Below are 15,780 nucleotides of genomic sequence, written 5' to 3' on the forward strand. Positions count from 1 at the left end.
CGGCACGGCCCGCCCGCGGGCGATCGGGGCCGGGCGCGGCGCGGTGCCCCGGGGGCGCGGGCGGAGGCGTCCGGGGCCTACTCCCCGGCCAGCAGCCGCCGCTTGGCGAGGGCGAACTCCTCGGCGGTGAGCGCGCCGTCCCGGTGCAGCCGGTGCAACCGCCCGATCCGGTCGGGCAGGTCGGCGCCGTCCTGCGGGGCGTCCGGGTCGTCGAGCTCGAACCGGACGTCGGTCGGCGCCCCGGGCAGGAACCGGACGGTGCCCGCGCCGCCGGGGCGGGGCCGGGAGTGGGCCGGGAAGGAGACCGGGTGCTCCGCCTCGTGCGCGACGCCCCCGGCCCGGTAACGGACCGTCAGGGTCGCCCAGTAGCGGCCCTCGTGGTTCGGCTCGGCGGAGATCCGGTCGACCCGGACCACGGTGCCCCGCACCGCCTCGCCCTCGGTGCGGATCCGCCGCTCCAGCAGCGCCGCCGCCCGCTGCTCCGCCCGGTCCGCCAGCCACCACCGGCGCGAGTGCCGGGCGGCCGGCACCGCGCCCGCCGCCGCCAGCACCGCCACCGCCGCGAGCGGCCGGCCGCCCCAGCCGCCCGCCGCCGCGCCCCCGGCCCCCAGCGCCGCCCCCGCCAGCACGGCCGTACCCGCGCCGAACACCGGGACCCCGCCGTCCGGGCCGCCGCCCCGGGCGATCAACTGCCCGCACACGAACGCCAGGAACGCCCCGAACAGCGCCAGCCCCGCCAGCACCCGTCCCTCGGCCACGGGTTGGGACAGCTGGGCCCGGGCGGCCCCGAAACCGCCCGCCGCCACCAGCACCGCGAAGAACCCCGTCCCGAACCAGCGCCCGCCCGAAAGACCCGGCCAGCGGGGCTCGTCCGGGACCACCGTGTCGTCCATGGGCGCGATGCTAGCGGTTGCGGGTGAATGGTCCAGTCCAATGGCCGGGGGTTCGTCCGTCGACTCCCGGCGCGCGGGGCGTGCCTGGCGCATACTCGACGCCATGACCGAGCAGCCCGCGACCGAGCAGCCCGTGACCGAACGGCCCGTGACCGAACGGCCCGTGACCGAACGGCCCGTGACCGAACGGCCCGTGACCGAACGGCCCGTGACCGAGCAGCCCGCGGACGGGTACGCCCGCCACTACCCCGACCTGGTGCGGGCCGGATCGCTGCGCGCCGCGCTCGGCGCGGCCCTGCCCGAGGACACGCCCGACCGGTACCCGGGCTCGGTGCGGGCCGAGGCGGGCGAACGCTCGGTGTCCGTGACGACGGCCGAGGGGGAGCGCGCCTTCCGGGTCCAGTGCTCGGTCCGGTGGGTCCCCATGGCCGCCGGCCGCACCGACGACCTGGCGGCGGTGGCCGGGGCGGCGGCGCACTGGCTGCGGGCCGTGCCGGTGCGCGAACTCACCGGCCGCTGGCCCTTCCTGGGCACCTCGGAGCTCGCCGAGGCGTACGAGCGCGGCGACCCGGTGCCGGCCCGCTGGGCGGGACTGCGCGCCGCCCGGCCCCGGCCCCGGTACGCCGCCGAACTGCGCGCGTTCATCGAGGCCGCACACGCCGAACCGCGGCTGCGGGCGCTCTCCCCGGGTATGTCGATGTTCTGGCTGACGTTCAGCCGCCGGGCCGAGCACCCGGTCTGCCACGACCTCCCGATGGTCCGCGCGCTCGGCGGCGACCGCTACGAGATCCGCCACGGCGAGGGCCGCCGGGAGGTCCGCGAGGAGGACGGCGTGCCGGACACCCTCGCCGCCGTCCTCGCCCTGCTGCCCGCGGACGCCGTGCCCGAGCCCTGCCTCCCGATGATCTGAGGCCCCGTGCACAAGCCCCACCTGGACGCCGAGTTGGCCGCCGCGCTGGCCGCCCGCGGCGGAGCGCCCGCCCCGCTGACGCCCGGCGCCCTGGCCGAGTGGCAGCGGCGCGACGCCGCCCGGCGCCCCCGCCCGACCCTGCGGCAACTCGCCGACGGCGGACGCTTCGAGGCCGTCGAGCACGACGCCGACGGCGCCCCGCTGGTCGCCGCCCGCCCGGCCGGGACGGACCGGCCGCTGCCCGCCCTGCTCCACCTGCACGGCGGCGGCCTGATCGGCGGCAACGCGCACGCCGTACTGCCGCGCGTACTCAGGGAGTTGGCCGAGCCGCTCGGACTGGCCGTGCTCTCCGTCGACTACCCGCTCGCCCCCGCCGCCCGCTACCCCGCCCCGCTGCACGCCTGCCGCACCGCCCTGCGCTGGGCCGTCCGGCACGCCGGGCCGCTGCGGATCGACCCCGGCCGGATCGTGCTATCCGGCAAGAGCGCCGGCGGCGGGCTGGCCGCCGCGCTCGCCCTGCTGCTGCGCGACGAGGGCGGCCCGACCCCGCTCGGCCAACTGCTGCTCAGCCCGATGCTGGACGACCGCGGCGCCACCGCCTCCACCCGGCAGGCCGCCGGCCACGACACCTGGGACGCCGTCTCCAACACCACCGCCTGGCAGGCCGCCCTCGGCCCGCTGCACCGCACCCCCGACCTCCCCCCGTACGCCGCCCCCGCCCGGGCCCGCGACCTCTCCCGCCTCCCGCCCGCCTACCTGGAGGTCGGCTCCGCCGAAACCTTCCGCGACGAGGTCACCGCCTACGCGAACGCCCTCTGGCGCGACGGCGGCCCCGCCGAACTCCACGTCTGGCCCGGGGCCTGCCACGGCTTCGACACCCTCGCCCCGCACGCCGCGATCAGCCGCACGGCGGTCGCCGCCCGACGGGACTGGCTGCGGCGGCTGCTCGGCCCGCCGTGCTGACCGGGGAGGCCGGGGAGGCCGGTGACGGGGTTCACGATGCGGTCGAGGACGGCCGGTCCCTGTGCCGGGCCGCCTCGGCCGCTTCCCGGAAGGTGACGACCGCCTCGCCGTTCTCCCGCGCCCACGCGGTGAGCATCCTGATGGGCTCCTCCAGGGTGCGCCCGAGGTCGGTCAGGCCGTACTCCACGCGCGGCGGCGCCTCGGCGTACGCGTGCCGCTCGACGAGCCCGTTGGCTTGGAGCCGGCGCAACGTCTGGGTCAGTACCTTGCGCGAAATGCCACCGCTCAGCTCGACCAACTCGCCGTGGCGCAACGGGCCGTCGGTCAGCGCGAAGAGCGTGACCACGGACCACTTGCTGGCGATGATCTCCATGGCCAGGAGAGCGGGACAGTCGGCGAGGAAGACGATTCCGGGGCGCAGGCTCACGCCCCGAAGGTTACCTGGAGGTACCTGACGGCCGCCTATCGTCGTCGAGGTGCGCACGCTCCCTTACTCGCATCTCGAACGATCGAGGTTCCAGCCATGTTCGTCTCCCTCGCCGTCCTCACCGTGGTCATGTCGGCGCTCCTCCTGGTGTCGGCCGGCGCCAAGTCCCTGCGGACGCGGCACATCACCGAGCAGATGTCCACCCTCGGAGTGCCGCAGGGCATGATGGCCCTCCTGATCGCCGCTCAGATCGCGGGCGCGGCCGGTGTGATCGCCGGGCTCCGGTGGGGGCCCGTCGGAATCGCCGCCGCGATCGGCCTGACGCTCTACTTCGCCGGGGCGGTCGCCTTCCACCTGCGGGTCGGCGACCGCAAGGGCGCCTCTCCGGCGGCGGTCCTCACCGTGGCCTCCGTCGCCCTGATCGTGCTGCGTGCCGCCACCCTCTGACGGCGGACGGCCGGCCTGGCGCCGGCCTCGACCGCGCCGCCTGGCGGCTCGGCCTCCGAGGAGGACGGCCGCCGGGTCCGCCGCCGGGGCCCCGGCGCCGCCGGAGCACTAACCGGGCAGGCGGGCGTCGGTCCAGCCGGTGTCCGTCCAGCCCGTGGGGGTGCGGGTGTGGCGGCGGCGCAGGTGGTGGCGGTCGGGGCCGGCCTGCCAGAACTCGACCTGGTCGGGGTGCAGGGCGTAGCAGTGCAGGTCGGGGGCGGGGGTGGGGCAGGCGGGGGAGGGGCGGACCGGGCCGCGCAGGCGGACCTGGCGGCCGTGGGCGGGCCAGTAGGCGGTGAGCGCGGCGTCCGGGCGGGCGGCGAGCTGGGCGGCCTTGGGGGAGTCCGGGTCGGTCCAGAAGTGCCAGCCGGCGGTGGGGAGTCGCACGTCCCGCAGGACGAGCACCCGGGCGTCCGGGCGGCCCTCGGCGTCAATCGTGGCGAGGGTCAGCACCTGGGCGTCCGGGACGTTCGCGGCGAGGGCGTCCAGCAGCCAGGCGGTGAACAGTTCGGCCGGTCCGGTGGGCGCGTGGTCCGGCGGCGGGTAGTCGGGCGCGGCCAGCACCGGGTGTGCGATCAGCGCGCGGACGAGGGGGGAGCGGGCGTCGGTCACGTGACCTCCTGCTGGGCGGTGGTGTCGGGGCGGGTGCACGGGGTGCCGATCGGCGACCGCCGCCCGTCGACGCGGCGGCGGTGCTCCTCGTCCGGCCGGTGCTCGCGCCGCCGCCGCCGCCCCGGCACGGGACACACCCTGGCGGTTCGCGGGGGCGGTGGCAAACGGGTCCCCGGGGCGGGGTCACCCGATCGGGCGGCTTATTAGACTCGATGTTGATAAGAGTGGTCGAAACCCTTGTCGGGCCCGCTACCCGCGAGTAGTTTGCCGGTGTGCCCACCGGGGCCGCCCGCGTCCACCGCCTCGTCCACCGCGCGTCAGGAGGCACCCCATGCCCCGCCCCACCCCGCCCGCCACCGTGCACGACAGCCTGGTGCTCGAACCGCGCGACGTGCACTTCGACTGGTCCGAACTGCCGCTGCACTGGATCCCCGACGAGCCGATCGCCACCCACACCATCAACGTCCTGCACCTGCTGCTCCCCGAGGGCGAGCGGTGGTTCGTCAAGGTGTTCAAGGACGCGCTGCCGCTGATCCGGGACGAGCAGCTGCGCGAGGAGGTGCTCGGCTTCATCGGCCAGGAGGCGATCCACGCCGAAGCCCACCAGGAGGTCCTCGACCACCTGCTCGGCCAGGGCCTCGACCCCCGCCCCTACGTCCGGCAGATCAGCTGGCTGTTCCGCCGCGTCCTCGGCGACAAGCCCGGCCTGACCGCCCGTCAGCGCCGCGAGAACACCATCGAACGGGTCGCCTTCGTCGCCGCGATCGAGCACTTCACCGCCTTCCTCGGCAACTGGGCCCTCAACTCGCCCGGCCTCGACCGCGCCGGGGCCGACCCCACCATGCTCGACCTGCTGCGCTGGCACGGCGCCGAGGAGGTCGAGCACCGCAGCGTCGCCTACGACCTGATGCGCCACCTCGACCCCGGCTACCTGCGCCGGGTCCGCGGCATGGCCGTCTCCGGCCCGCTGCTGATCCACCTGTGGGTCCGCGGCGCCCGCTTCCTGCTCGCCGCCGACCCCGCCCTGGACGGACGCCCCGCCCCCACCTGGCGCGAAGCCCGCCGTGCGGCCCGCCGCGGCCTGCTCCCCGAACCCGGACGCTTCCTGCGCTCCGCCGCGAGGTACTTCGGCCCCGGCTACCACCCCACCCGCGAAGGCAGCTCCTCGCAGGCCCTCGCGTACCTGGCGAAGTCGCCCGCCGCGCAGGCCGCCGCGACGCGCTGAGCGACAACAGGGACGCGGAGAACCGCGCGAGGGGGAACGGGACTTCGGGAAGACCCGGATTCCCCGAGCACCCGCGTCCTGGCCGCGGGGCCCCGCGGAGCGCGTCACGCCCGGCGGCTCCGCCCACCTGCCACCGACCCTCCGGCCGCGGATCCCGCTCGTGTCCCGTTCCCTCCGCGCAGTTCCCCGCGCCCCCGGCTGCGCAGCCCCTCTCCCGATGGAGCCGTACCCCATGGACCTCGAAACCCCGCCCCCCGACCTCTACGGACGGCCACGGGCCGACCGCTTCTTCGCCCGGCTGACCGCCTTCGGTGACTGGTACGCCCCCGCGCTGGGCCGCCCCGGGCTGCGGCGCGGTCCGCGCCGGGCGGAGGCGCGCGGGGTGCCGCCGCTGCACCTGGTGGTGGTCTCGCACCGGGCGGTCGCCGAGGACGTGGTGGAACTGCGGCTGGCCGACCCGTCCGGCGGGACGCTGCCGCCCTGGCAGCCCGGGGCGCGGATCGTGCTGACCCTGCCGTCCGGGCGGGAGCGCCACTACTCGCTGTGCGGCGACCCGGCCGACCGGCACGGCTACCGGATCGCGGTGCGCCGGATCGCCGACGGCGGCGGGGGCTCGGTCGAGGTGCACGACGCGCTGCACGTGGGCGTGCGGCTGCGGGTGCGCCGGCCGCGCAACGGCTTCGCGTTCTGCGGCGAGGAGAAGGTGCTGTTCCTGGCCGGCGGGATCGGCGTCACGCCGCTGCTGCCGATGGCCCGGGCCGCCCAGCGGGCGGGCGTGGACTGGCGGTTGGTGCACACCGGCCGCACCGCCGCCGCGCTCCCGTACACCGCCGAACTGACCGCGCTCGACCCGGTCCGGGTGACCGTCCGCACCGACGACGCGCACGGCGTCCCGGACGCCGCCGAACTGCTCGGGCACGCCCCCAGGGGCGCCGCCGTCTACGTGTGCGGGCCCGCGCCGATGCTGCTGGCCGTCCAGCGCGCGCTGCCCGGCTCGCCCGCCGCCGCGCTGCACTTCGAACGCTTCGGGGCCGCGCCGATCCGCGCCGGACGCCCGTTCGCGATCCGGATCGGGGACACGACGCTGGCCGTCCCGGCGGACCGCTCCGCGCTCGACGTCGCCCGCGAGCTGCGCCCCGACCTGCCGTACTCGTGCCGGCAGGGCTTCTGCGGCACCTGCGTGCTCAAGGTGTCCGCCGGGACGCCCGAGCACCGGGACCGCCGCCTGACCGAACAGCAGCGGGCCGCCGGGCTGGTGCTGCCCTGCGTGTCCCGGGCCGCCGAGGGCGAGACCCTCGTCCTGGAGGTGTGAGGTGTCGAAGCCGCCCCGGTTCCCCTACGACGAGCGCGACCTGGCCAGGTTCCGGGAGGTCCAGCAGCTCGCCTACCACTGCGCCGAACAGGTCGCCGCCTGGATCGAACCCGGCGTCACCGAACGCCAGACCACCGCCGAACTGCGCCGCCGCCTGGTGCGGGCCGGGGTGCAGGACTTCTTCCACGTGCCGTTCGCCTGGTTCGGCGACCGCACCGCGTTCCGGCACTTCCACACCCCGCTGCAGTTCTTCGCCGGCTCCCGCGTCCTCGCCGAGGGCATGCCGTACGTGCTGGACTGCGCGCCCGTGGTCGACGGCTACACCGCCGACATCGGCTACGGCGGCAAGGTCGGCGAGAACCCGGTCTGGGACCTGCTCGCCGAGGACCTGCGGGTCTACCGCGAGCTGATCCTGCGCGAGGTCCGCGCCCGCAAGCCGCTCGCCGAGGTGTACGCCGCCGTCGACGCCCAACTCGCCGCGCACGGCTACGACAACCGCCACCGGGTCTACCCGGGCCGGGTGATCGGCCACCAGGTCACCCGGAACACCGCCCGCGGCCCGGCCGGGGTCAACCTGTTCGGCTTCGGGGTGCGTACGCTGCAGACCCTCGGACGCGAACTGGTGAAGGAACGCCTGGAGGGCCGCTCCCCGCTGTGGGCGGGCGGCCGGGCCTCCCGGCACGCCCCCACCCCGGGCCTGTGGGCGGTCGAACCGCACATCGGCTTCCGCGAGGTGGGCATCAAGTTCGAGGAACTCCTCGTCGTCACCGACGAGGACGCGTACTGGCTCGACGACGACCTGCCGCACGTGCGGCGCTGGGCACTCCAGGAGGACGCAGCATGACCGGCCGCAGCAACGGGACCCACGGCACCGACGCGCCCCGCCGACGCACCGTCGACTCCGGCGGCCTCCCCCTCGCCGTGTACGAGCAGGGCGACCCGGCCGACCCGACGGTGATCCTGGTGCACGGCTACCCCGACGACCACTCGGTCTGGGACGACGTCGCCGCCGACCTGGCCGCCGACCACCACGTGGTGCGCTACGACACCCGCGGCTCCGGCGCCTCCGGGGTGCCCGCCGCCCGCGCGGACTACCGGCTGGAACTGCTCGGCGCGGACCTGTTCGCCGTCGCCGACGCCGTCAGCCCCGACCGCCCCGTGCACGTGGTCGCCCACGACTGGGGCAGCGTCCAGGCGTGGGAGGCCGTCACCGCACCCGGCTCCCACCGGCGGATCGCCTCCTACACCACGATGTCCGGCCCCTGCCTCGACCACATGGGCCACTGGATCCGGCACCGGCTGCACCGCCCCACCCCCCGGCACCTCGCCCAACTGCTGCGCCAGGGCGCCCACTCCTGGTACATCGCGGTGTTCCACCTGCCCTTCCTCGCCCCCGCCGCCTGGCGGCTCGGCCTGGCCCGGCTCTGGCCGCGCGTGCTGCGCGACCTGGAGGCCGTCCGCCCCCGGCCCGGCCACCCGCAGGCCACCCTCGCCGAGGACGCCGTGCACGGCATCGAGCTGTACCGGGCCAACATGCGCCCCCGGGTGCGGGCCCCGCGCGAACGGCACACCGAGGTGCCGGTGCAGCTGATCACCCTGCAACGGGACCGCTACGTCAGCGACTTCCTCTCCGAGGGCCTGGAGCGCTGGGTCCCCCGGCTCACCCGGCGCGCCCTGCACGCCACCCACTGGTCCGCGCTGCTGGAGCGGGGCCCTGCGGTGGCCGCCCTGGTCCGCGAGTTCACCGCCCGCGACCACGACGCGCCCCGCCGGGAACCCTCCGGCGCCGGGGAGCTGGTGGTGGTCACCGGCGGCGGCAGCGGCATCGGCCGGGCCACCGCGCTCGCCTTCGCCGACGCCGGCGCCCGGGTCGTGGTCTGCGACCGCGACCTGCCCGCCGCGCAGCGCACCGCCCAACTGTGCGAACTCTCCGGCGTGAAGGCCGCCGCGTACCGGGTCGACGTCAGCGACGGCGCCGCCGTCGACGCCTTCGCCCGGCAGGTCGCCACCGACCACGGCGTCCCCGACGTGGTGGTCAACAACGCGGGCATCGGCCACTCCGGCACCTTCCTGCAGACCACCGAGGAGGAGTGGCGCCGCGTCCTGGACGTCAACCTGTGGGGCGTCATCCACGGCTGCCGCGCCTTCGGGCAACTCATGGTCGAACGCGGCACCGGCGGCCACCTGGTCAACCTCGCCTCCGCCGCCGCCTACCTGCCCGCCAAGAAGCTCGCCGCGTACGCCACCTCCAAGTCCGCGGTCTTCATGCTCTCCGACTGCCTGCGCGCCGAACTCGCCCCGCACCGGATCGGCGTCTCCACCATCTGCCCCGGCATCGTCAACACCGACATCACCCGCACCAGCACCTTCTCCGGCCTCGACGGCGAGGCCCTCGCCGCCAAGCAGGCCCGGGTCTCCAAGCTGTACGCCCGCCGCGGCTTCCCCCCGGAGAAGGTCGCCGCCGAGATCGTCCGCGCCGTCCGCACCCGCAGACCCGTCGTCCCCGTCACCGTCGAGGCCAAGGCGGCCCGCCTGCTCGGCCGGATCAGCCCCGCCCTGCTGCGCCGGGCCGCCCGGATCGACGCCGGCTGAGCCCTCCCGCCGGAGAAGGCACGACCCGCGGAGCCGCCGCACCCCCGGGGCCGCGGCGGCCCCGCCGTCCTGCTGTTCCGCCGTCCTGCCGTTCCGCCCGCTCAGCCTCGCAACTTCTCGATCCCGGCCCGCAGTTCGTCCGCCGACATGCACGGCGTCACCGTGACCTTGGCGCCCAGCCGCATCCACAGCGGCTCCATGGTGGTGACCAGTGAGGACTCCTGGTCCACGTCCACCACCAGGGTGAACCCGCGGTGCCCGTTCACCGGGTAGAAGTACGCCGCTTCGGGCCGCAACTGCTCCATCATCCGGCCCATCATCTCGGGCATCTTCCCGCTGGTGATCAGCTCGTTGGACTTCTCGGTGTCGATCTCCGCCACGATCAGGGTTCGCATCGCACGCCTCCCGGACCTTTCAGGGCTCCCGCGAACCGTTCCATTCTCCCGCGCCCGCCCACCCCGGTCACGCCGGAACGTCCGGCACGGGAGCGGGCCGGAAGGTCGACAAAGCGGTAGGGCGAGAGGTCGACGGAGCGATCTTCCGTGCGCCCTCCACGTGCCCGCCCGTGCGCGGTCCGGGTCCGGTCCGGGTCCGGTCCGGGGCCGGGTGGTCGGGGCGGGGGTCAGGCCGGGCGGGTCAGGCCGTGCAGGTGGGCCTCGCGCGGGTGCGGGGGGCGGGGCGGGAGGAGGGCTTCGAGGCGGTAGCCGGCCTTCTCGGCGACCCGGCAGGAGGCGGGGTTGCCCGCGTTGTGGACCAGTTCCAGGCGGGTCAGGGCGAGGTCGCCGGCCGGGTCGAGGGCCCAGGCGGAGAGCAGGGCCACCGCCCGGGTGGCCAGGCCGCGGCCGCGGGCGGGCGCGCCCGTCCAGTAGCCGACCTCGCCGACCCCGCCGGTGCCGCCGGGGCGCTTGAGCACGACGTGGCCCGCGACCAGCCCGCCGGTGACCAGCGCGAAGCCCAGGCGGGCCCCGGTGGCGCGGCCCGCGTGCTCGTTGGCGAGCCAGCGCAGCGCGTCGCCGCGGTCGCGCACCCGGTGGGAGGTCCAGCGGCGGACCTCCTCGTCGGCGAGCAGGGCCGCCAGCGCGTCGGCGTCGCCGTCCTCCCACGGGCGCAGCGTCAGCTCCGCCTCGGTCAGTGCCGTGCCCGTCGTCATCGCCGCCGCTCCCTGCCACGCGCCCCGGCGGGGCTCCGGGCCGAGCCTAACCGATCGGGTACGTCCCGTTCGGCGGGCCTCCGGCGGAAAGCTGATGGTCCGTCAGGAGGGGGCGCACGAGGCGCACGCGATTCTGATCGCCGTGCTTCGTGACGGGTCGTCAATTTTCCTTTCCAGCAACCCGGATGGTCGTATTCCGCTTAATATTCGGCCAAAAGAGGTGCGCGCGGGGCCGTCCGGGGGATCTTCCGGCGGCGGTCCGGCGTGCCTCCCCGACCGACGACGAGAGCAGGGCATGACCCAGACAGAGCAACAGACCAGGGCGCCCGTACCGGGCGCGCGACGGCGGCGGGCCGAACGGGCCGCCGCCGTGGTGGCGGCCTTCGCGGCGGCCACCGCCGTCGCCGCCCCGTCGGCCTCGCCGGCCACCGCGGACGGCTCGGTGACGGTGCGGGTGGTCCGGGCGGTCGACGAGAGCGGGACGTGGAGCCCGGCGCTGGAGCCGGGCATGGGCGGGGTGACGGTCACCCTGACCGGGGACGACGGCGCGGTGCGCACCGGCGTCACGGCCGCCGACGGCACCGTGACCCTGACGCCCGCCAAGGCCACCGCCAGCGGCGCGTACCGGGTGGAGGTGGTCAATCCGCAGCCGGGCGTGCTGTACCCGGCGTTCGCCGCCCGCGAGGGCCTGGCCGGGGCGCCGGACAAGCTCAGCAGCAACGAGGAGTTCGTCGACCTCTCGGCCGGCAAGCAGGCCACCCTGACCACCGGCCTGTGGAACCCCGCCGACTACTGCCAGCGCAACGCGCCGCTGGCCACCGCCTGCCAGCCGCCGATCGGCTCCCCGGCGGCCCAGCGCACCCTGCTGACCTTCCCGTACGAGTCGCGCGGCGTGAACAAGGACGTCACCGACCTCGGCACCAGCGGCCAGACCGGGAACGTCTTCGGCATCGCCTGGAACCGGGACGACCAGCGGCTGTTCAGCTCCGCCCAGGCCAAGCGGGCCACCGCGTACGGCCCCGGCGGCCCGGGCGCGATCTACGTCACCGACCCGGCGAAGAAGAGCACCGCGCTGTTCGCGACCGTCCCGGACGCCGGGACGACCGCGCACACCGACGGCGACGACGCGGCGTTCCTGCCCGCCGTCGGCAAGGAGAGCCTCGGCGGGCTGAAGCTCACCGAGGACGGCCGCGACCTGTACGTGGTCAACCTGCACGACCGCAAGCTGTACCGGTACGACGCCACCGCGCCGACCGCGTCCGCCCCGAAGGCCGTGTACGCCATCCCGTCCGGCGGCTGCCCGTCGGCCGACGACTGGCGCCCGTACGGCCTCGGCATGCAGGACGGGGTCGGCTACGTCGGCGGCGTCTGCTCCGGCCAGTCCACCGGGAGGATCACCGACCTGCGGGCCGTGGTGCTGCCCTTCGACCCGGCTACCGGCGCCTTCGAGGCCGCTGTCCTGAACCAGCCGCTCGACCACCGCGGCACCCCGGCGAACATCTGCGCGGGCTACTTCTGGTACCCGTGGCAGGACGACCAGCCGCTGCAGAACGGCGCGGTCTGCGGACTCAACCCCGAGCCCGAACTCGGCGAGGTCGGCTTCGAGACCGACGGCTCGATGCTGCTGGCCTTCCGCGACCGGTACGCCGACCAGGCCGCCGCCGCCCCGCCGGAGGGGCAGCCGCTGCCCAACGGCTTCACCTACGTGCTCGCCTCGGCCGACCTCAACAAGGCCTGCAAGTCCGGCGACGCGTTCGTGCTCGACGTCAACCTCGGCTGCGGCCAGACCGTCCGCAACAAGGGCTTCTTCGACCAGAGCCGCCCGTACCCGAACGGCCACCCGTACCCGGCCTTCGCGGGCATGGCGCTGTCCCGGGTGGAGACCTCGATCGCCACCTCCGGCTACGACGTGTCCAACAACATCGTCACCGCCGGCACCATGTTCACCCTCCGCACCGGCGCCCCCGACCCGGGCTTCGGCAACGAGCTGTCCGAGGGCCGCTCGCGCTTCGGCAAGGGCGCCGCGATGGCCGACCTCGAAGTGCTCTGCGACCGCGCCCCGCTGCAGATCGGCAACCGGGTCTGGTACGACCCGGAGCGCTCCGGCCTGCAACTGCCGCAGCAGAAGCCCGTCCCCGGCGCCACCGTCCACCTGTACGACGCGGACGGCAAGCTGGTCGGCACCACGAAGACCACCGCCCGCGGCGAGTACTACTTCGACGACGGCGACGTCACCGGCGGCCTGAAGCCGAGGACCGCGTACACCATCCGGCTCGACAACCCCGCCGACTACGCCGAGGGCGGCCCGCTGTACCACTGGGTCCCGACCAAGGACAACGTCGGCGACAACCGCCTGACCGACTCCGACGGCACCGTCCCGAAGGGCGGCACGTACGTCGAGCGGGCGCTCACCACCGGCGGCCCCGGCCAGGACGACCACAGCTTCGACTTCGGCTTCCAGAAGCAGCGCGGCGCGCTGCGCCTGGTCAAGCACGACCCGGACGGCAAGCCGCTGCCCGGCGCGGTCTTCCAGCTGTGGCGCGAGACCGACGACGCCCCGGGCCTGCAACCGGAGGACAGCAAGGTCGGCGACCCGTGCACCACCGGCGAGGACGGCACCTGCACCGAGCAGGCCGACCTCGGCAGCTACTACTGGCAGGAGGTCAGCCCGCCCAAGGGCTACCAGGCCCCCGAGCAGCCGGTCCTCGGACCGGTCGTGCTGGACGACGCGCACCTCGACGCGGGCATCACCACCACCGCCGTCAACACCCCCGTCCCGCCGAGCCCGACGCCCACCCCCACCCCGAGCCCGACGCCCACCCCGACCCCGGCGCCGCCCGCGCCCCCGCAGGCCCGCCCGGCACCGTCCGGCAGCCTCGCCAGCACCGGCCTGGACGGGACCGTCCCGTTCGCGCTCGCGGGCGGAGCGCTGCTGCTGGCGCTCGGCACCGGCCTGGTGATCGCGGCGAGGAGGCGCCGGAGCAACTGACGCACCACCGAGAACGGGGCCCCGGGTGTCGACCCGGGGCCCCACCCGTGACCCCCTGCAGAGGAAGCCGTGGCAAAGCAGAAGAAGAACCGCCGCCGGTACGCGGTGGCCGCCGTGCTGGCCGCCGTTCTGGTCGCCGCCGGCGGGGTGACGGCCTGGCGGGTCGCCGCCCGCGAGGACGGCGCCCGGCCGCTCAGCACCGAGGAGGCGTCCCGGCTGGCCCTGTCCCGGTTCACCCTGTACGGGACCAGCCCCGCCGCCGTCGACCTGACCGTCCGGGAGGGCGGCGGGACGACCGTCGAGGTGCACGGCGTGATCGACTACCGCACCCGGCACGCCGCCGGGAGCTACCGGGTGACCGGGCCCCGGGGCGTCCTCGACGAAGGACTGCTGATCTGGGACGCCGGCGGGCTCGGCCTCGCCAAGGCCCCCGCCGGCGCCACCGGACAGCCCTGGGAACAGGCCGAACACGTCCCGCGCACCGGCTGGACCTCCCGCCCCTACGGCACCGACCCGCTCGACGCCGGCCTCGACCTCGCCGTCCAGCTCGGCGCCGACCGCCCCGACAACCCGCTGCTGCTCGCCCAGGCCGGACCGCGCCGGCTCGGCCGGGACCGGATCGACGGCCGCGACCACGACCGGATCTCCGGCCCCCGCCCGCGCGGAGCCGCCACCGGGGGCGGGAGCGGGAGCCCCGGTGACACCTCGCCGCTCACCTACTGGATCGACGCCGACGGCGGCCTGCGCCGGGTCACCATGCGGATGCCCGGCATCGGCACCCCCACCACCCTGGATTTCCACGGGCGGTCCGCCGGGGCGAAGCTGCCCGAGGCGCCCTGGGCGACGGCGGGCTGAGGCCGGGCGGCGGCGGACGGCGGCGGGCCGGGACGGGCCGGGATGGCTTCAGGAGCCGGTGGGCAGCGGGTAGGAGTCCGGGTCGACCCGGCCCGGCAGGTCGACGGCGGGCACCGCCGGGGCCTGCGGGTCGGGCAGCGAGGGCTGCGCGGGCGGCACCGGCACCGCGTTGAACGCCGTCCCGGGCGGGGCCTGCACCCCGGCCGCCCGCCCGGCCGGGACGCGTCCGGCGCCGGTCGCGTCGCAGGCCGCCAGCCGCTCCAGGCCGTCCGGGCTCTGCGTCGAAGGCCCGTTCCCGGTGAAGCAGTTGCTCGGGTCGGCCGCCGAACTGACCAGGTCCACCCCGTTGCCGGTGACGCTGTTGCCGGTCACCCGGTTGCCCGCGGCGGGGTGCCCCGGCGGGTCGGTCACCACCACGCCCGCCGACCGGTTGCCGCGCACCAGGTTCCGCTCCACCCGGTTGCCGGTGCCGCCGCCGATCCCGATGCCGATCCCGAAACCGCCGTCGGCCTGCACCGGCGAGTCCGCCGCGTTGTTGTCCGCCACCACGTTGCCCGCGATCACCGCGGCGTGCTGCGGCGCCAGCGACTCCAGGTCGTTGGAGTTGACCGTCACCCCGACCCGGTTGCCCACCACCCGGTTGCCCACCACGGTCAGGTTCTCCGAGGCGTTGGTGATCTCGATCCCGACCGCGTTGCGCTCCACCGTGTTGCCCCGCACCAGGGTGTCGCACGGCTTGCACTGCCCGACGTAGATCCCCGAGTCGGCCTGCCCCGAGGCGTACGACTCCTCGATGACCCCGCCGCGCGCGTCGAACGCGTAGATCCCGTACAGCGCGTTCCCGTACGCCGTCACCCGGGTCGCCCGGAAGCCCTGCACGGCGGGGAAGCGGGTGGTGTCCAGCGGGTCGTACGCGGAGCCGCCCGCGCCGTGCCGCTGCAGCTTCTCGTCGGTGACGCCGGTGAACAGCACGCCGTTGGCCAGGTAGCCGTGCACGGTCAGGTTCTCCACCACGCTGCCCGCGCCGGTCGCGGTGATCCCGTTGACCAGCTTCAGCCCGCCGTCGAACACCACCGCGCCCCGGTCCGTCCCGCGCAGCACCACCCGCGGCCGGGTGATCCGCACGCTCTCCCGGTACGTCCCCGGGCCGACCAGCACCAGGTCGCCCGGGTTCGCGACGTCCACCGCCCGCTGCACGGTCGGGAAGTCCTCCGGCACCCGGACCACCGTCCCCGGCGGATGGCGGTCGGCCGAGGAACCGCCCGCACCGCCCGGGGAGCACCCGGCCGCCGCCGGGAGCAGCAGCAGCGCCGCACCCAGCAGTAACCGGCCCGCCCGGGCCTGACGAGTCATCAACGTGAAGGAA

At 75.8% G+C, this 15,780-nt stretch carries 16 protein-coding genes; 9 read left to right on the forward strand and 7 right to left on the reverse strand.

All coding sequences use genetic code 11. From position 1 onward, the window contains the following. Nucleotides 1–77: 77 nt before the first annotated feature. Entirely contained in the window at nucleotides 78–893 is an 816-nt protein-coding gene (locus ACWEO5_RS26480) for an SHOCT domain-containing protein (protein WP_452164739.1), read from the reverse strand. 103 nt (nucleotides 894–996) lie between these two features. Here ACWEO5_RS26480 and ACWEO5_RS26485 point away from each other — a divergent pair, with 103 nt between their 5' ends. Next, nucleotides 997–1,803 carry a DUF6193 family natural product biosynthesis protein gene (locus tag ACWEO5_RS26485; RefSeq protein ID WP_452164740.1) on the forward strand — a complete coding sequence of 269 codons (807 nt, stop codon included), beginning with the start codon at nucleotides 997–999 and terminating at the stop codon, nucleotides 1,801–1,803. A 6-nt stretch (nucleotides 1,804–1,809) separates the two neighbouring features. Beyond that, a complete protein-coding gene (locus ACWEO5_RS26490; protein WP_452164741.1) occupies nucleotides 1,810–2,766 on the forward strand; it encodes an alpha/beta hydrolase fold domain-containing protein in 957 nt (318 codons plus the stop codon). Nucleotides 2,767–2,797: 31 nt separating this feature from the next. On the opposite strand, the gene ACWEO5_RS26495 is transcribed toward ACWEO5_RS26490, so the two are convergent. Then, nucleotides 2,798–3,139 carry a winged helix-turn-helix transcriptional regulator gene (locus ACWEO5_RS26495; protein ID WP_452164763.1) on the reverse strand — a complete coding sequence of 114 codons (342 nt, stop codon included), beginning with the start codon at nucleotides 3,137–3,139 and terminating at the stop codon, nucleotides 2,798–2,800. Nucleotides 3,140–3,289: 150 nt separating this feature from the next. Here ACWEO5_RS26495 and ACWEO5_RS26500 point away from each other — a divergent pair, with 150 nt between their 5' ends. Then, complete coding sequence (locus ACWEO5_RS26500; protein WP_452164742.1) at nucleotides 3,290–3,640, forward strand: DoxX family protein; 351 nt, start codon at nucleotides 3,290–3,292, stop codon at nucleotides 3,638–3,640. A 108-nt stretch (nucleotides 3,641–3,748) separates the two neighbouring features. Here the strand turns inward: ACWEO5_RS26500 and ACWEO5_RS26505 are convergent, their stop codons facing one another. Together ACWEO5_RS26505 and ACWEO5_RS26510 are read right to left on the reverse strand one after the other, a co-directional pair. Beyond that, nucleotides 3,749–4,291 (reverse strand): pyridoxamine 5'-phosphate oxidase family protein, encoded by a 543-nt coding sequence (locus ACWEO5_RS26505; protein WP_452164743.1) that lies wholly within the window; start codon nucleotides 4,289–4,291, stop codon nucleotides 3,749–3,751. Continuing rightward, nucleotides 4,288–4,419 carry a hypothetical protein gene (locus ACWEO5_RS26510; RefSeq protein ID WP_452164744.1) on the reverse strand — a complete coding sequence of 44 codons (132 nt, stop codon included), beginning with the start codon at nucleotides 4,417–4,419 and terminating at the stop codon, nucleotides 4,288–4,290. Before ACWEO5_RS26510 ends, ACWEO5_RS26505 begins: the two co-directional genes overlap by 4 nt. 203 nt (nucleotides 4,420–4,622) lie before the next feature. Between ACWEO5_RS26510 and ACWEO5_RS26515 the strand changes: the two genes are divergently transcribed. The 4 genes from ACWEO5_RS26515 (at nucleotide 4,623) to ACWEO5_RS26530 (ending at nucleotide 9,420) form a co-directional block, all read left to right on the forward strand. Beyond that, complete coding sequence (locus ACWEO5_RS26515) at nucleotides 4,623–5,516, forward strand: metal-dependent hydrolase (protein WP_452164745.1); 894 nt, start codon at nucleotides 4,623–4,625, stop codon at nucleotides 5,514–5,516. A 232-nt stretch (nucleotides 5,517–5,748) separates the two neighbouring features. Continuing rightward, entirely contained in the window at nucleotides 5,749–6,828 is a 1,080-nt protein-coding gene (locus ACWEO5_RS26520; protein ID WP_452164746.1) for a PDR/VanB family oxidoreductase, read from the forward strand. Nucleotide 6,829: 1 nt separating this feature from the next. After that, nucleotides 6,830–7,672, forward strand: coding sequence for a M24 family metallopeptidase (locus ACWEO5_RS26525; RefSeq protein WP_452164747.1), 843 nt, complete (start codon nucleotides 6,830–6,832; stop codon nucleotides 7,670–7,672). Next, entirely contained in the window at nucleotides 7,669–9,420 is a 1,752-nt protein-coding gene (locus ACWEO5_RS26530) for an SDR family oxidoreductase (protein WP_452164748.1), read from the forward strand. Before ACWEO5_RS26525 ends, ACWEO5_RS26530 begins: the two co-directional genes overlap by 4 nt. A gap of 101 nt (nucleotides 9,421–9,521) precedes the next feature. On the opposite strand, the gene ACWEO5_RS26535 is transcribed toward ACWEO5_RS26530, so the two are convergent. After that, on the reverse strand, nucleotides 9,522–9,815 hold the full coding sequence (locus ACWEO5_RS26535) for a hypothetical protein (protein WP_452164749.1): 294 nt from the start codon (nucleotides 9,813–9,815) through the stop codon (nucleotides 9,522–9,524). Between the two features lie 227 nt (nucleotides 9,816–10,042). Further along, nucleotides 10,043–10,570: a GNAT family N-acetyltransferase gene (locus ACWEO5_RS26540; RefSeq protein WP_452164750.1), complete on the reverse strand. Its 528-nt coding sequence runs from the start codon at nucleotides 10,568–10,570 to the stop codon at nucleotides 10,043–10,045. A 295-nt stretch (nucleotides 10,571–10,865) separates the two neighbouring features. Here ACWEO5_RS26540 and ACWEO5_RS26545 point away from each other — a divergent pair, with 295 nt between their 5' ends. Then, nucleotides 10,866–13,559 (forward strand): SdrD B-like domain-containing protein, encoded by a 2,694-nt coding sequence (locus ACWEO5_RS26545; protein ID WP_452164751.1) that lies wholly within the window; start codon nucleotides 10,866–10,868, stop codon nucleotides 13,557–13,559. Nucleotides 13,560–13,628: 69 nt separating this feature from the next. Continuing rightward, on the forward strand, nucleotides 13,629–14,414 hold the full coding sequence (locus ACWEO5_RS26550) for a hypothetical protein (protein WP_452164752.1): 786 nt from the start codon (nucleotides 13,629–13,631) through the stop codon (nucleotides 14,412–14,414). 48 nt (nucleotides 14,415–14,462) lie between these two features. Here ACWEO5_RS26550 and ACWEO5_RS26555 read toward each other — a convergent pair whose 3' ends face one another. Next, nucleotides 14,463–15,767, reverse strand: a complete 1,305-nt coding sequence (locus ACWEO5_RS26555; RefSeq protein WP_452164753.1) for a right-handed parallel beta-helix repeat-containing protein — start codon at nucleotides 15,765–15,767, stop codon at nucleotides 14,463–14,465. Between the last annotated feature and the right edge of the window lie 13 nt (nucleotides 15,768–15,780).

The sequence above is a fragment of the Kitasatospora sp. NPDC004272 genome (genome assembly GCF_053603035.1).

Coding starts and splice junctions, on each gene's coding strand:
- ACWEO5_RS26480 (WP_452164739.1), bottom strand. CDS start 893: ATGGACGACACGGTGGTCCCGGACGAGCCCCGCTGGCCGGGTCTTTCG.
- ACWEO5_RS26485 (WP_452164740.1), top strand. CDS start 997: ATGACCGAGCAGCCCGCGACCGAGCAGCCCGTGACCGAACGGCCCGTG.
- ACWEO5_RS26495 (WP_452164763.1), bottom strand. CDS start 3,139: ATGGAGATCATCGCCAGCAAGTGGTCCGTGGTCACGCTCTTCGCGCTG.
- ACWEO5_RS26500 (WP_452164742.1), top strand. CDS start 3,290: ATGTTCGTCTCCCTCGCCGTCCTCACCGTGGTCATGTCGGCGCTCCTC.
- ACWEO5_RS26515 (WP_452164745.1), top strand. CDS start 4,623: ATGCCCCGCCCCACCCCGCCCGCCACCGTGCACGACAGCCTGGTGCTC.
- ACWEO5_RS26520 (WP_452164746.1), top strand. CDS start 5,749: ATGGACCTCGAAACCCCGCCCCCCGACCTCTACGGACGGCCACGGGCC.
- ACWEO5_RS26530 (WP_452164748.1), top strand. CDS start 7,669: ATGACCGGCCGCAGCAACGGGACCCACGGCACCGACGCGCCCCGCCGA.
- ACWEO5_RS26535 (WP_452164749.1), bottom strand. CDS start 9,815: ATGCGAACCCTGATCGTGGCGGAGATCGACACCGAGAAGTCCAACGAG.
- ACWEO5_RS26540 (WP_452164750.1), bottom strand. CDS start 10,570: ATGACGACGGGCACGGCACTGACCGAGGCGGAGCTGACGCTGCGCCCG.
- ACWEO5_RS26545 (WP_452164751.1), top strand. CDS start 10,866: ATGACCCAGACAGAGCAACAGACCAGGGCGCCCGTACCGGGCGCGCGA.
- ACWEO5_RS26555 (WP_452164753.1), bottom strand. CDS start 15,767: ATGACTCGTCAGGCCCGGGCGGGCCGGTTACTGCTGGGTGCGGCGCTG.